This window comes from Streptomyces sp. NPDC015139 (assembly GCF_043079785.1).
Taxonomy (GTDB): Bacteria; Actinomycetota; Actinomycetes; order Streptomycetales; family Streptomycetaceae; genus Streptomyces; species Streptomyces albidocamelliae.
In genome coordinates, this window is sequence record NZ_JBIBUW010000003.1 from 253162 (window position 1) to 265444 (window position 12283).

At 70.8% G+C, this 12283-nt stretch carries 12 protein-coding genes; 6 read left to right on the top strand and 6 right to left on the bottom strand.

Annotation, left to right across the window (positions count from 1 at the left end; translation table 11 throughout):
* Window positions 1-22: 22 nt before the first annotated feature.
* Window positions 23-1033 (bottom strand): aldo/keto reductase, encoded by a 1011-nt coding sequence (locus ACF08B_RS09910; RefSeq protein ID WP_392316895.1) that lies wholly within the window; start codon window positions 1031-1033, stop codon window positions 23-25.
* A 216-nt stretch (window positions 1034-1249) separates the two neighbouring features.
* Between ACF08B_RS09910 and ACF08B_RS09915 the strand changes: the two genes are divergently transcribed.
* Window positions 1250-2296 carry a chitinase gene (locus ACF08B_RS09915; RefSeq protein WP_392316896.1) on the top strand — a complete coding sequence of 349 codons (1047 nt, stop codon included), beginning with the start codon at window positions 1250-1252 and terminating at the stop codon, window positions 2294-2296.
* Between the two features lie 82 nt (window positions 2297-2378).
* Here the strand turns inward: ACF08B_RS09915 and ACF08B_RS09920 are convergent, their stop codons facing one another.
* The gene (locus ACF08B_RS09920; RefSeq protein WP_093696267.1) at window positions 2379-3761 is read right to left on the bottom strand and encodes a glycine--tRNA ligase; all 1383 of its coding nucleotides are present in this window, start codon (window positions 3759-3761) and stop codon (window positions 2379-2381) included.
* Between the two features lie 160 nt (window positions 3762-3921).
* Between ACF08B_RS09920 and ACF08B_RS09925 the strand changes: the two genes are divergently transcribed.
* The 4 genes from ACF08B_RS09925 (at window position 3922) to ACF08B_RS09940 (ending at window position 7043) form a co-directional block, all read left to right on the top strand.
* Complete coding sequence (locus tag ACF08B_RS09925) at window positions 3922-4881, top strand: metal ABC transporter substrate-binding protein (protein ID WP_392316897.1); 960 nt, start codon at window positions 3922-3924, stop codon at window positions 4879-4881.
* A 20-nt stretch (window positions 4882-4901) separates the two neighbouring features.
* The gene (locus tag ACF08B_RS09930; RefSeq protein WP_093696269.1) at window positions 4902-5669 is read left to right on the top strand and encodes a metal ABC transporter ATP-binding protein; all 768 of its coding nucleotides are present in this window, start codon (window positions 4902-4904) and stop codon (window positions 5667-5669) included.
* Window positions 5669-6571 carry a metal ABC transporter permease gene (locus tag ACF08B_RS09935; protein WP_093477814.1) on the top strand — a complete coding sequence of 301 codons (903 nt, stop codon included), beginning with the start codon at window positions 5669-5671 and terminating at the stop codon, window positions 6569-6571. The genes ACF08B_RS09930 and ACF08B_RS09935 overlap by 1 nt, the downstream gene beginning before the upstream one ends.
* Window positions 6572-6632: 61 nt before the next feature.
* Complete coding sequence (locus ACF08B_RS09940) at window positions 6633-7043, top strand: Fur family transcriptional regulator (RefSeq protein WP_392316898.1); 411 nt, start codon at window positions 6633-6635, stop codon at window positions 7041-7043.
* A 16-nt stretch (window positions 7044-7059) separates the two neighbouring features.
* On the opposite strand, the gene ACF08B_RS09945 is transcribed toward ACF08B_RS09940, so the two are convergent.
* The 4 genes from ACF08B_RS09945 to ACF08B_RS09960 all read right to left on the bottom strand — a co-directional run bounded on the left by ACF08B_RS09945 (window position 7060) and on the right by ACF08B_RS09960 (window position 10342).
* A complete protein-coding gene (locus tag ACF08B_RS09945) occupies window positions 7060-8385 on the bottom strand; it encodes a histidine-type phosphatase (RefSeq protein ID WP_392316899.1) in 1326 nt (441 codons plus the stop codon).
* Window positions 8386-8425: 40 nt separating this feature from the next.
* Window positions 8426-9274 carry an isoprenyl transferase gene (locus tag ACF08B_RS09950; RefSeq protein WP_392316900.1) on the bottom strand — a complete coding sequence of 283 codons (849 nt, stop codon included), beginning with the start codon at window positions 9272-9274 and terminating at the stop codon, window positions 8426-8428.
* Window positions 9275-9310: 36 nt separating this feature from the next.
* Window positions 9311-10060 carry a DNA repair protein RecO gene (gene recO / locus ACF08B_RS09955; protein ID WP_073893790.1) on the bottom strand — a complete coding sequence of 250 codons (750 nt, stop codon included), beginning with the start codon at window positions 10058-10060 and terminating at the stop codon, window positions 9311-9313.
* A 63-nt stretch (window positions 10061-10123) separates the two neighbouring features.
* Window positions 10124-10342 (bottom strand): hypothetical protein, encoded by a 219-nt coding sequence (locus ACF08B_RS09960; protein ID WP_392317304.1) that lies wholly within the window; start codon window positions 10340-10342, stop codon window positions 10124-10126.
* Window positions 10343-10646: 304 nt separating this feature from the next.
* On the opposite strand from ACF08B_RS09960, the gene ACF08B_RS09965 reads away from it, so the two are divergent.
* On the top strand, window positions 10647-12281 hold the full coding sequence (locus ACF08B_RS09965) for an ABC transporter substrate-binding protein (protein WP_392316901.1): 1635 nt from the start codon (window positions 10647-10649) through the stop codon (window positions 12279-12281).
* The last annotated feature ends 2 nt before the right edge of the window (window positions 12282-12283 follow it).

The following is a 12283-nucleotide window of genomic DNA, read 5'->3' on the forward strand; positions in this document are numbered from 1 at the left end:
TAGACCGTACCCGGCGGCCGGTTCAGCGCTCGCTGTCGAGGTGTGCCATCTGCGCGGTCGGGTAGCGGTCGCCGGCCGCCGCGTCCGCCGGGACGGCCTCCTCGATCGCCGCGAGGTCGGCCGCCTCCAGGGTGACGTCCAGCGCGCCCAGCGACTCGGTGAGCCGCTCGCGGGTGCGGGCGCCGACCAGCGGCACGATGTCCTCGCCCCGGGAGAGCACCCAGGCGATGGCGATCTGCGCGACACTCACGCCCTTCTGCTCGGCGATCTTGCGCAGGGCGTCGACCAGGTTCAGGTTGTGCCGGAGGTTGTCGCCCTGGAAGCGGGGCGAGTGGGCGCGGAAGTCGCCCGCGGCCAGCTGCCGGTCGCGGGAGAAGTGGCCGGAGATGAGTCCGCGCGAGAGGACGCCGTACGCGGTGACGCCGATGCCCAGTTCCCGCGTGGTGGGCAGGATGTCCCGCTCGATGCCGCGGGAGATGAGTGAGTACTCGATCTGGAGGTCGGCGATCGGGGCGGTGGCGGCGGCCCGCCGGACGGTCTCGGCGCCGACCTCGCTGAGGCCCACGTGGCGGACGTACCCCTTCTCGATCAGCTCGGCGATCGCGCCGACGGTCTCCTCGATCGGTACGTCCGGGTCGAGGCGGGCGATCCGGTAGACGTCGATGTGGTCGACGCCGAGGCGCTGGAGGGAGTAGGCGGCGAAGTTCTTCACGGCGGCGGGGCGGCCGTCGTAGCCGCTCCAGTTGCCGTCGGGGTCGCGCAGGGCGCCGAACTTCACGCTGACCAGCGCCTGTTCGCGGCGCGCGGGCGGGGCGGTGCGCAGGGCCTCGCCGAGCAGCATCTCGTTGTGCCCCATGGCGTAGAAGTCGCCGGTGTCCAGCAGGGTGACGCCCGCCTCCAGGGCGGCGTGGACGGTCGCGACGGACTCCGCGCGGTCGGTGTCGCCGTACAGCGCGGACATGCCCATGCAGCCGAGGCCGAGGGCGGAGACCTGGGGGCCGGTGGTTCCGAGGGTTCGGGTTCGCATCGTCATGTCTCCACCTTGCCATGACAGCTGACAGATTTCAATATCTGTCATTCCATCTCTGTCACCGATTCCTCTGTCACCGATCTCTCTGTCACCGATCGCCGATCCCTGTCTCCCGGATTTGGTCCAGACCTATTGACGAGAGGTCTGGACCACGAGCACTGTCGACATCGGAATTGTCATGCCTACGACACCTCACCGCACCCCCACCGGGAGGCCCGTATGCTCCGCCGCACCCTGTCCCTGCTCGCCGCCGCGCTCGCCACGGCCTGTCTGACCCAGGTCCCGGCCGCCGCCCCCGCCTCCGCCGCCGACACCTGCGCGGTGAAGTCCCGGCCGGCCGGCAAGGTGCTCCAGGGCTACTGGGAGAACTGGGACGGCTCGGCCAACGGCGTCCACCCGCCCTTCGGCTGGACCCCGATCACCGACGCGCGCATCCCCGCCCACGGCTACAACGTGCTCAACGCGGCCTTCCCGGTGATCCGTTCGGACGGCACGGCGCTGTGGGAGGACGGCATGGACGCCGGCGTCAAGGTGGCCACGCCCGGCGAGATGTGCCGGGCCAAGGCGGCCGGTCAGACGATCCTGCTCTCCATCGGCGGTGCCGCGGCCGGCATCGACCTGTCGTCCTCCGCCGTGGCCGACCGGTTCGTGGCGACGATCGTGCCGATCCTGAAGGAGTACAACTTCGACGGCATCGACATCGACATCGAGACGGGGCTGGTGGGCAGCGGGAGCATCGGCCGGCTCTCCCCCTCGCAGGCGAACTTGATCCGGATCGTCGACGGGATCCTCGCGCGGATGCCGTCCGGCTTCGGCCTGACGATGGCCCCGGAGACGGCGTACGTCACCGGCGGCAGCGTCACCTACGGCTCGATCTGGGGCGCATACCTGCCGATCGTGAAGAAGTACGCGGACAACGGCCGGCTGTGGTGGCTGAACATGCAGTACTACAACGGCAGCATGTACGGCTGCTCGGGCGACTCGTACGCGGCGGGCACGGTGCAGGGCTTCACCGCGCAGACGGACTGCCTGGACAGGGGCCTGGTGGTGCAGGGCACGACGGTCAGGGTGCCGTACGACAAGCAGGTGCCGGGCCTGCCCGCCCAGCCGGGCGCGGGCGGCGGCCACATGTCACCGTCCCTGGTCTCCCAGGCGTGGAAGCACTACGGCGGCTCGCTCAAGGGCCTGATGACCTGGTCCGTCAACTGGGACGGCTCGAAGAACTGGACCTTCGGTGACAACGTCAAGGCCCTTCAGGGGCGTTGAGCGACCGAGCGGACGAGCGGGGCGGACATGCGAATGCCGGGCGCGCCGATCGAATCGGCCCGCCCGGCATCCGCCGTGCGAACTAGGCGCCGATGAGGCGCTGGGCCAGGTAGCCCTCGATCTGGTCGAGGGACACCCGCTCCTGCTTCATCGAGTCACGCTCGCGGACGGTCACCGCGTTGTCCTCGAGGGTGTCGAAGTCGACGGTCACGCAGAACGGCGTGCCGATCTCGTCCTGGCGGCGGTAACGGCGGCCGATGGCACCGGCGTCGTCGAACTCGATGTTCCAGTTCTGACGCAGCGCCTGGGCGAGGCCCTTGGCCTTCGGCGACAGCTCGGGGTTGCGGGACAGCGGCAGCACCGCGACCTTCACCGGCGCGAGACGGTGGTCGAGGCGCAGCACCGTGCGCTTCTCCATCTTGCCCTTGGCGTTGGGCGCCTCGTCCTCGACGTACGCGTCGAGGAGGAAGGCCAGCATCGCGCGGCCGACACCGGCCGCGGGCTCGATGACGTACGGGGTCCAGCGCTCGCCGGCCTCCTGGTCGAAGTAGGAGAGGTCCTGGCCGGACGCCTTGGAGTGGGCACCGAGGTCGTAGTCGGTGCGGTTGGCGACACCCTCGAGCTCGCCCCACTCGCTGCCGCCGAACTGGAAGCGGTACTCGATGTCGGCGGTGCGCTTGGAGTAGTGGGAGAGCTTCTCCTTCGGGTGCTCGTACCAGCGCATGTTCTCGGTACGCAGGCCGAGGCCCGTGTACCAGTTCCAGCGCTGCTCCATCCAGTACTCCTGCCACTTCTCGTCCTCGCCCGGCTTGACGAAGAACTCCATCTCCATCTGCTCGAACTCGCGGGTCCGGAAGATGAAGTTGCCGGGCGTGATCTCGTTGCGGAAGGACTTGCCCATCTGCGCGATGCCGAAGGGCGGCTTGCGGCGCGAGGTGGTCTGCACCTGGGCGAAGTTGGTGAAGATGCCCTGGGCGGTCTCGGGGCGCAGGTAGGCGACGGAGCCGGAGTCCTGCGTCGGGCCGAGGTGGGTGGAGAGGAGACCCGAGAACTGCTTGGGCTCGGTGAACTGGCCCTTGTTGCCGCAGTTCGGGCAGTTGATGTCGGCCAGGCCGTTCGCCGGGGCGTGGCCCTTCTTCTCCTCGTAGGCCTCTTCCAGGTGGTCCGCGCGGAACCGCTTGTGACACGAGGTGCACTCGGTCAGCGGGTCCGTGAAAGTGGCGACATGGCCGGAGGCGACCCAGACCTCGGAGGCCAGGATGACGGACGAGTCGATACCGACGACGTCCTCGCGCGACGTCACCATGTAGCGCCACCACTGGCGCTTGATGTTCTCCTTGAGCTCGACGCCCAGCGGTCCGTAGTCCCAGGCGGCACGCTGTCCGCCGTAGATCTCACTGCACGGGAAAACGAAGCCACGGCGCTTGCTCAGGCTGACGATGGTGTCGATCTTGTCGGCGGCCACGGTGCTCTCTTCATTACGACGACGGGCGTTGAAGCGAGATGCTTCCAGCGAATGATTCAGGTTACCGGCGCAGGCTCCCCCACGGCCAAATCGGCCCCTGGTCCAGGGCCCTCGGAGGGCTTGTTGACAACGGTTTCCATCTTTGTTGAAAATGACTGTCATGAACGTACGACGACGCCTCATACCCGCCGCCGCGGTCGGCGCGGTCACCGCACTCGGGATCGGCACCCTCACCGCATGCTCCGGCGACAGCGCGGCGGCGGCCGGCACCGGCAAGTTCGACGTCGTCACGTCCTTCTACCCGATGACGTTCCTCGCCGAGCGGATCGGCGGCAGCCACGTCCACGTAACCAGTCTCACCACTCCCGGCCAGGAACCGCACGACCTGGAGCTCAGCCCCCGGCAGATCGGCGGCCTGGAGAAGTCCGACGCGGTCCTGTACCTGAAGAACCTCCAGCCCGCCGTCGACCGGGCGGTGGCCCAGTCGCCGGTCGGGACCAAGATCGACGCGGCCTCGCTGACCACGCTGGAGAACCACGGCACCGAGGTCGGCGGCCACGCGGCCGCGCACGACTCCCACGACGACGAGGAGTCCGGCGGCAGGGACCCGCACATCTGGCTCGACCCGGTGCGCTACGCCCAGGTCGCCCGCGGCGTCGGCCACGCCTTCGCCAAGGCCGACCCGAAGCACGCGGCCGACTACGAGAAGAACACCGCCGAGCTGGTCGAGCAGCTGAACGGCCTGGACCGGCAGTTCCGGGACGGCCTCGCGCACACGGCGGACAAGGTCTTCATCACCACCCACGCCGCCTTCGGCTACCTCGCCGAGCGCTACGGCCTCACCGAGGAGGCCGTCAACGGCCTGGACCCCGAGTCGGAGCCCAGCGCCGCGCGCGTGAAGGACCTGGAGCGGATGGCCCGGGCCGACGGCGTCACCACCGTCTTCTACGAGACGCTCGTCAGCGACGAGACCGCGAAGACCGTCGCGCACGACACGGGTCTGAGGACCGACGTCCTCGACCCGATCGAGGGCATCACCGGCAAGTCCCGCGGCACCGACTACTTCGCGGTCCAGCGGGCCAACCTCAAGGCGCTCCAGCGGGCACTGGGCGCCGAATGACCGGCACGGAGGGCAGGACCATGGGCGAGCCCGTCATCACCATGCGCGCGGTGACCGCCGAACTCGGCGCGCGTCCCGTGCTGCGCGGCATGGATCTCACCGTCGGCCGCGGCGAGGTCGTCGCGCTGCTCGGCGCCAACGGCTCGGGGAAGTCCACGGCGATCCGCACGATCATCGGCCAGGTGCCGGTCAGCGGCGGCGGCATCGAACTCTTCGGCACCGAGCGCCGGTCCTTCCGCGACTGGTCGCGGGTGGGCTACGTACCGCAGCGCACCACCGCCGCCGGCGGGGTCCCGGCGACCGTGACCGAGATCGTCTCCGCCGGCCGGCTGTCGCGCACCCGCTTCGGCGTCTTCCGCAGGAGCGACCGGGAGGCGGTGCGCCGGGCCCTGGAGCTGGTCGGCATGGCGGACCGCGCCAAGGACTCGGCGGACGCCCTCTCCGGCGGCCAGCACCAGCGGGTGCTGATCGCCCGCGCGCTGGTCGCCGAACCCGAACTGCTGATCATGGACGAGCCGATGGCGGGCGTCGACCTGGCCAGCCAGGAGGTGCTCGCACGGACGCTGGAGCAGCAGGTGGCGGCCGGTACGACCGTCCTCCTCGTGCTGCACGAACTGGGCCCGCTGGAGCCCCTGATCGACCGGGCGGTCGTCCTGCGCGACGGGTGTGTCCTGCACGACGGCCCACCGCCCCGCGCGGTCGGCCAGCACGCCCTGCCCGGCCACGACCATGTGCACCCGCACGCACCGGCGGGCGCCGAACCGATCCGCACGGGACTGCTGAGCTGATGGAATTCCTCGACTTCGCCTTCATGCAGCGGGCGCTGCTCGCCGCCGTGCTGGTCGGCCTCACCGCGCCCGCGATCGGCATCTACCTGGTCCAGCGCCGCCAGGCCCTGATGGGCGACGGCATCGGGCACGTGGCCATGACGGGCGTCGGCCTCGGCTTCCTGCTCTCCACCTCGCCGGTGTGGATGGCGACGGCCGTCTCGGTGCTCGGCGCCGTCCTGATGGAGCTGATCCGCTGGTACGGCAGGACGCGCGGCGACATCGCCCTCGCCATGCTCTTCTACGGCGGCATGGCCGGCGGTGTCATGCTGATCAACCTCGCGCCGGGCGGCTCCAACGCCAACCTGACGTCGTACCTGTTCGGCTCGCTGTCGACGGTGTCACCGTCCGACGTGAACGCGATCTGCGTGCTCGCCGCCATCGTCCTGCTCGTCACCCTGGGGCTGCGCCGCCAGCTGTTCGCGGTCAGCCAGGACGAGGAGTTCGCGCGGGTCACCGGGCTTCCGGTGCGCGCGCTGAACCTGCTGACGGCGGTCACCGCCGCGGTGACCGTGACGGTCGCGATGCGCGTGGTCGGGCTGCTGCTCGTCTCCGCGCTGATGGTGGTGCCGGTGGCCGCGGCCCAGCAGCTCAGCCGGAGTTTCGCCGCCACGTTCGCGATCGCCGTCGCGATCGGCGTGGGCGTCACCGTCGGCGGCACGATCACCTCGTACTACCAGGACGTCCCGCCCGGCGCGACCATCGTGCTGCTCACCATCGCCGCGTTCGTCGCGCTGACGGCGCTGGCCGCTCCGCTGGCCCGCCGACGCGCTCGGGCGGCCGCCGCCGCACAGCCCGCCGGGGACCCTGCGGAGTGCGCGATTCCGGCCGGCAGACGGGCCGGGGACGAGGTCGGCGTCTGACCGCGTGCCGCCCGGGCTGGCACAATGGCCCGGGCAGACGCCAGACGTGAGGAGGCAACCGGTGACGACCGCTGGACCGCCCGTGAAGGGTCGCGCGACCCGCCAGCGCGCAGCCGTGGCGGCGGCCCTGGACGAGGTCGACGAGTTCCGCAGCGCGCAGGAACTGCACGACATGCTCAAGCACAAGGGCGACTCGGTCGGCCTGACCACGGTCTACCGCACCCTGCAGTCCCTCGCCGACGCGGGCGAGGTCGACGTCCTGCGCACGTCCGAGGGCGAGTCCGTCTACCGCCGCTGCTCCAGCGGGGAACACCACCACCACCTGGTCTGCCGCGCCTGCGGCAGGGCCGTCGAGGTCGAGGGCCCCGCCGTCGAGAAGTGGGCGGAGGCGATCGCCGCGGAACACGGCTACGTCAACGTGGCCCACACGGTCGAGATCTTCGGCACCTGCGCGGAGTGCGCCGCGGGCTGAGCCGGCGCACGGCCGCTCAGGAACGGCCGAAGCAGCGCTCCAGTTCGTCGAGCTCGTAGAAGGTGCTGCCCTTCCTGACCGGGTGGCAGCCCGCCCTGAACGCCGTCTCCCGCTCGTTGTAGAGCATGCGGACCAGGTAGCGGTCGCCCTTGCGGAAGACGTCCCACTGGATGTTGCCGCCCAGCGGGGCGACCGAGGCACCGCGCCACGGGTTGTCCGCGTAGGAGTACGGCTCCCCGGGCGCCGCCGGCTCCGTGCTGCCGGGCAGACCCATCAGCGCCGCCAGCGGGATGAGCTCCTCGGCGTGCGTGAAGCGCAGTTCGGCACCGAGGTCGCTGGTGCCGGCGCGCTTGGCCTCGGCCTGCGCGAAGAGGTCGTCGAGGAGTACGCCCGCCATCTTGTAGGTGATGTCGCTGTCGGCGAATCCGGGGCCCTTCTCGTAGAAGTCCTCGGCGTCGCCGAGGTAGCCGAACCACGCCGCGTCCGCACGGGACAGGAAGCGCTCCATGCCCCAGCCCGCGCCGCCCGGGCTCTCCTCGGTCATCGCGGGGGCGATGGCGTACAGGTTGTAGACGGCCTGCGCGGCGCCGGTCCGGTCGCCGATCCCCTCGACGAAGGGCTCGGTGAAGATCCTGCGCAGGACGCGGTCTGCGGCCCGCCCGGTCCTCGGCTGCCCGGTGATGCCGCTCAGGGTCTCCTTGAGGCGCTGGTCGTTCTCGATGTAGTCGCGGTAGGCCGCGCCGCCCGCCGCCTTGTGGAAGTACAGCAGGTCCTTGTCGGTCCGGGTCGGGCCGATCAGCGGCTTCAGCGCCGGGTCGGCCGCGGCGAGGGAGTCGGTGAACTCCTTCGCGCTGTCCACCGCCCGCCCCTGCCCGGAGCTGACGACGTCGATCCGCTCGCCCTTGTCGGCGATCGTCGCGAACAGGGACGGCAGCCGCTGCTCCGTGCGTGCGGCCGTGTCCCGCATCTCCTGCCGCCCGCGCCCGCTGAGGTTGCCGTAGCCGACCTTCGCCATGGCGGCCTGGAGGGCGCGTACCGTCGGCCCGAACTCCTCGCCGCGGCGGGTCAGTTGCCCGGCGGCCTCGGCCTTGTCCCACAGCGCGAGGACGAGGTCGGCGTCCTCGCCGTCGGTCGCGGCACGGGAACCGTGCCGGGAGACGTTCTCCGTGAGCACGGGCTCGAAACCGGCCGGGGGCCGCTGGTAGGTGCGCGGGTTCTGCCGGGGCGCGTACGGCGCCTTCGTGCCGTAGCTCTCGCGGTGCGCGGGGCCGTCGGCCGCGTGCGCGGGCAGCGCGGTGAGCAGCAGGGCGCCGAGGGCGAGGACAGGAGTGAGACGTCTCATGAGTCCCGCATCCTCGGCGGCCCGCGTGAACCCACGGTGGCTACGAGGTGGACTCGCCCTTCATGGCGGCTTCCATGGCGAGCAGTTCCTCGTTCGGGACGGCCCCGCCGAAGCGCCGGTCCCGGGAGGCGAACTCCATGCAGGCCCGCCACAGGTCGCGCCGGTCGAAGTCCGGCCACAGCACGTCCTGGAACACCATCTCGGCGTACGCGCTCTGCCAGAGCAGGTAGTTGGAGGTGCGCTGCTCACCGCTCGGGCGCAGGAACAGGTCGACGTCCGGCATGTCCGGGTAGTACAGGTACTTCTGGAGCGTCTTCTCGTTGACCTTGGACGGGTCGAGGCGGCCCGCCTTCACGTCCTCCGCGAGGGCCTGCGCCGCGTCGGCGATCTCGGCCCGCCCGCCGTAGTTCATGCAGAAGTACAGCGTGAGCAGGTCGTTGCCCTTGGTCTGCTCCTGGGCGATCTGGAGCTCCTTGGCGACCGACTTCCACAGCTTGGGCATCCGGCCCACCCAGCGCACCCGGATGCCGAGGGCGTCGAGCTGGTCACGGGTCTTGCGGATGAAGTCCCGGTTGAAGTTCATCAGGAAGCGGACCTCGTCGGGCGAACGCTTCCAGTTCTCGGTGGAGAAGGCGTACAGGGAGATGTTGCGCACACCGATCTCGATGGAGCCCTGGAGGACGTCGAGCACCCGCTCGGCGCCCACCTTGTGCCCCTCGGTGCGCGGGAGTCCCCGCTCCTTCGCCCAGCGGCCGTTGCCGTCCATGACGATCGCCACGTGGTTCGGGACCAGCTCGCCGGGGAGCTTCGGCGCGCGGGCCCCCGACGGGTGCGGCTCCGGCGCCTTGAGGTCGCGCCGCTGGCGTCCGAGGATCCCGCGTACCACCATGTGCTTCTCGTCTCCCTCTGCGATCCAGGAATTCCGCTACGACTTCTCGACGTAGCGCAGCGAGCGCAGTCCGCGCTCCAGATGCCAGTGCAGGTAGGCGGACACCAGCCCGCTTCCCTCGCGGACGTACCGCGCCTCGCACGCGTCCGCCGTCTCCCAGTCTCCCGTAAGCAGCGCCCCGAGCAGCACCAGGGTCTGCGGGGACGGTACGACGCTGCCGGGCACCCGGCAGTCGACGCAGACGGAGCCGCCGGAGGCCACCGAGAAGAAGCGGTTCGGGCCGGGCATGCCGCACTTCGCGCAGTCGCCGAAGCTGGGGGCATAGCCGTTGACGGCGAGGGAGCGCAGCAGGAAGGCGTCCAGGACGAGGTGCGGGGCGTGCTCGCCGCGGGCGAGTGTGCGCAGGGCGCCCACCAGCAGCAGGTACTGCTGGACGGCCGGCTCGCCCTCGTGGTCGGTGAACCGCTCGGCGGTCTCCAGCATGGCCGTGCCGGCGGTGTAGCGGCCGTAGTCGGCGACGATCCCGCCGCCGTACGGGGCGATGGTCTCGCTCTGGGTGCACAGCGGCAGTCCGCGCCCCACCAGTTCGCTGCCGCGGGCGAAGAACTGCACGTCCACGTGGGAGAAGGGCTCCAGCCGGGCCCCGAACTTCGACTTGGTGCGCCGCACCCCGCGGGCCACCGCGCGTACCCGTCCGTGACCGCGTGTGAGCAGCGTGATGATCCGGTCCGCCTCACCCAGCTTCTGGGTGCGCAGCACGATGCCGTCGTCGCGGAACAGACTCATGCCCCCATTCTCGCCCATGGCCCGGGCGGCCATGACGGGGTCGGCCCGGGCGGGGGCGCCCGGTCAGGGCGGCTCGTCGCCGGCCTCGGGGTGTGCCGCCTCGGCGCCGGTCCGTTCGCCGGGGACCGTCCGGCGGACGGCGCCGGGTTCGGCGTCCCATTCCCGGCCGCCGCCGGGGGGTCTCAGCTGGACGTAGGGGCCCTCGTGGCCCATGACGATCCCGGCCCGCCCGGTGTCCGTGTCCACGACATGGGTGCCGACGGGCGGCTGCGATTCCCCCAACGTCTCCTCCGCCTCCCCCGGCACACGGCGCGGGATGTGTGGTGGTGTCGCGCCCTCACGGTGGCTGCCCGCCCCCGACGGGTTTCACGCTTCGTTCATCCCCGGTGACGCTCCGCCCCTACACTCCGCGGCCGCCCGCGCCCGCGTGCGCGCCGGCGGTCCCCGCCTCCGGTGGCTGCGCCATTCGTGTGTGCTCTCTTGACCGCCCCCGGGGGCTTACCTATGGTCGCGCTACTGAAATCGGACGTAGGACGTTGGACGTCGTATCTCCCGCCCCTCCCCTCTCCCACTCGCTGGAGGACCCGTGCGCGACGACGTGACCCCCGACCTACCGGCACCGCGGCGCCGGCAGTTCCTCAAGCTCACCGGTGCGCTGGGCGGGGCCGCCCTGCTGCCGCCCGCGCTGGCCGCCTGTTCCGCCGGGCCGGACTCCACGAACGACACCGGCAGCGGCGGCAGCGGCCGCGACCGCACGCTGACCGCGGTGATCGGGTACGGCAACGACGGCAGCTGGGACCCGACGCAGACGGCGTCGGCGTTCGCGATGGCCGCCAACAACCACGTCTACGAAGGGCTGCTGGACACCGACCCGATCTCCCGGAAGCCGTACCCGGCGCTCGGCACCCGGGTACCGGCCGACCCGGGCGCCACCACCTGGCGGTTCACCCTGCGCTCCGGGGCCACCTTCCACGACGGCAAGCCCGTCACCGCCGACGACGTCGTGTTCGTCTTCGACCGGATACTGGACCCGCACACCCAGACGCTGGCCAAGGGCTTCTTCGCCGGCTGGCTGGAGAAGGTCCGCGCCGTCGACTCCCGCACGGTCGAGCTGGTGCTCAAGTTCCCCTTCCCGGACGGGCTCTCGCGGCTCACGCTGGCCAAGATCATGCCCCGGCACGTGTTCTCCCGGCCCGGCGCCTGGGACGAGGCGATCAAGGGGCTGGCGGTCGGCTCGGGCCCGTACCGGCAGACCGCGCACCACCCGAAGTCCAACACCACCTTCGAGGCGTATCCCGGCTACAACGGCCCGCGCAGGCCCGCCTTCAAGCGGATGAACTGGCTGACCATCGTGGACGCGGCGCCACGCGTCGCGAAGATCTCCGGGACCGGCGCGGGCGCCCAGATCGCCGACAACATCCCCTACGCCAACATCCCCCGGCTGGAACAGGGCGGTCTGACGGTCGCGGGCGGCGCCGGGATGAACAACCTCTTCCTGATGTTCAACACCGCGCACAAACCCTTCGACGACGTGCGGGTCCGCCAGGCCCTGCACTACGCCATCGACACCGAGAAGATGGTGCGGGTCGCCCTGAAGGGGCACGGCCGGCCGGCGACGTCGTTCCTCGACGAGAACAACCCCGGCCACCGGCGCGCCAGGACGGTCTACGACCACGACCCCGCCAGGGCGAAGGCGCTGCTGAAGGCCGCCGGGGTCACGGACCTCAAGGTGGAGATCCTGGCCGTGAACGTCAGCTGGATCGTCGACTGCCTGCCGACCGTGAAGGCCTCCTGGGACGCCATCGGCGTGGAGACGACCCTCGCGCCGCAGGAGACCACGGCCGTGTTCACCAAGATGGACCAGAAGCGGGACTACCAGGTGGTGGCGGCGGCCTCCAACCCGAACCAGTTCGGGCTCGACGCCGACCTGATCATGCACTACAACTACGGCCCCCAGAACCTGTGGATGCAGTACACCCGCTGGGCCGGCGACCCCGTCGCGAGGAAGCTGTTCAAGGACATGGACCGGGCGACCCGGGAGCCGGACCCCGCGCGGAAGACGGCGATGATCCAGGACTACATCGACGTCGTCGCCGAGCAGGCCGTGCTGTACCCGGTGGTGCACAACGAGCTGATGACGGCCTGGGACCCGCGCCGGCTCACCGGCATAAGGGCGCAGCCCTATCCGGGCGTCAACCTCCTTCAGGCCGCGTGGGTCTGACG

Excerpts from the sequence above, each read along its gene's own strand:
- ACF08B_RS09945 (WP_392316899.1), bottom strand. The coding sequence starts at position 8,385 with ATGAGACGTCTCACTCCTGTCCTCGCCCTCGGCGCCCTGCTGCTCACC.
- ACF08B_RS09930 (WP_093696269.1), top strand. The coding sequence starts at position 4,902 with ATGGGCGAGCCCGTCATCACCATGCGCGCGGTGACCGCCGAACTCGGC.
- ACF08B_RS09925 (WP_392316897.1), top strand. The coding sequence starts at position 3,922 with ATGAACGTACGACGACGCCTCATACCCGCCGCCGCGGTCGGCGCGGTC.
- ACF08B_RS09935 (WP_093477814.1), top strand. The coding sequence starts at position 5,669 with ATGGAATTCCTCGACTTCGCCTTCATGCAGCGGGCGCTGCTCGCCGCC.
- ACF08B_RS09910 (WP_392316895.1), bottom strand. The coding sequence starts at position 1,033 with ATGACGATGCGAACCCGAACCCTCGGAACCACCGGCCCCCAGGTCTCC.
- ACF08B_RS09950 (WP_392316900.1), bottom strand. The coding sequence starts at position 9,274 with ATGGTGGTACGCGGGATCCTCGGACGCCAGCGGCGCGACCTCAAGGCG.
- ACF08B_RS09915 (WP_392316896.1), top strand. The coding sequence starts at position 1,250 with ATGCTCCGCCGCACCCTGTCCCTGCTCGCCGCCGCGCTCGCCACGGCC.
- recO (WP_073893790.1), bottom strand. The coding sequence starts at position 10,060 with ATGAGTCTGTTCCGCGACGACGGCATCGTGCTGCGCACCCAGAAGCTG.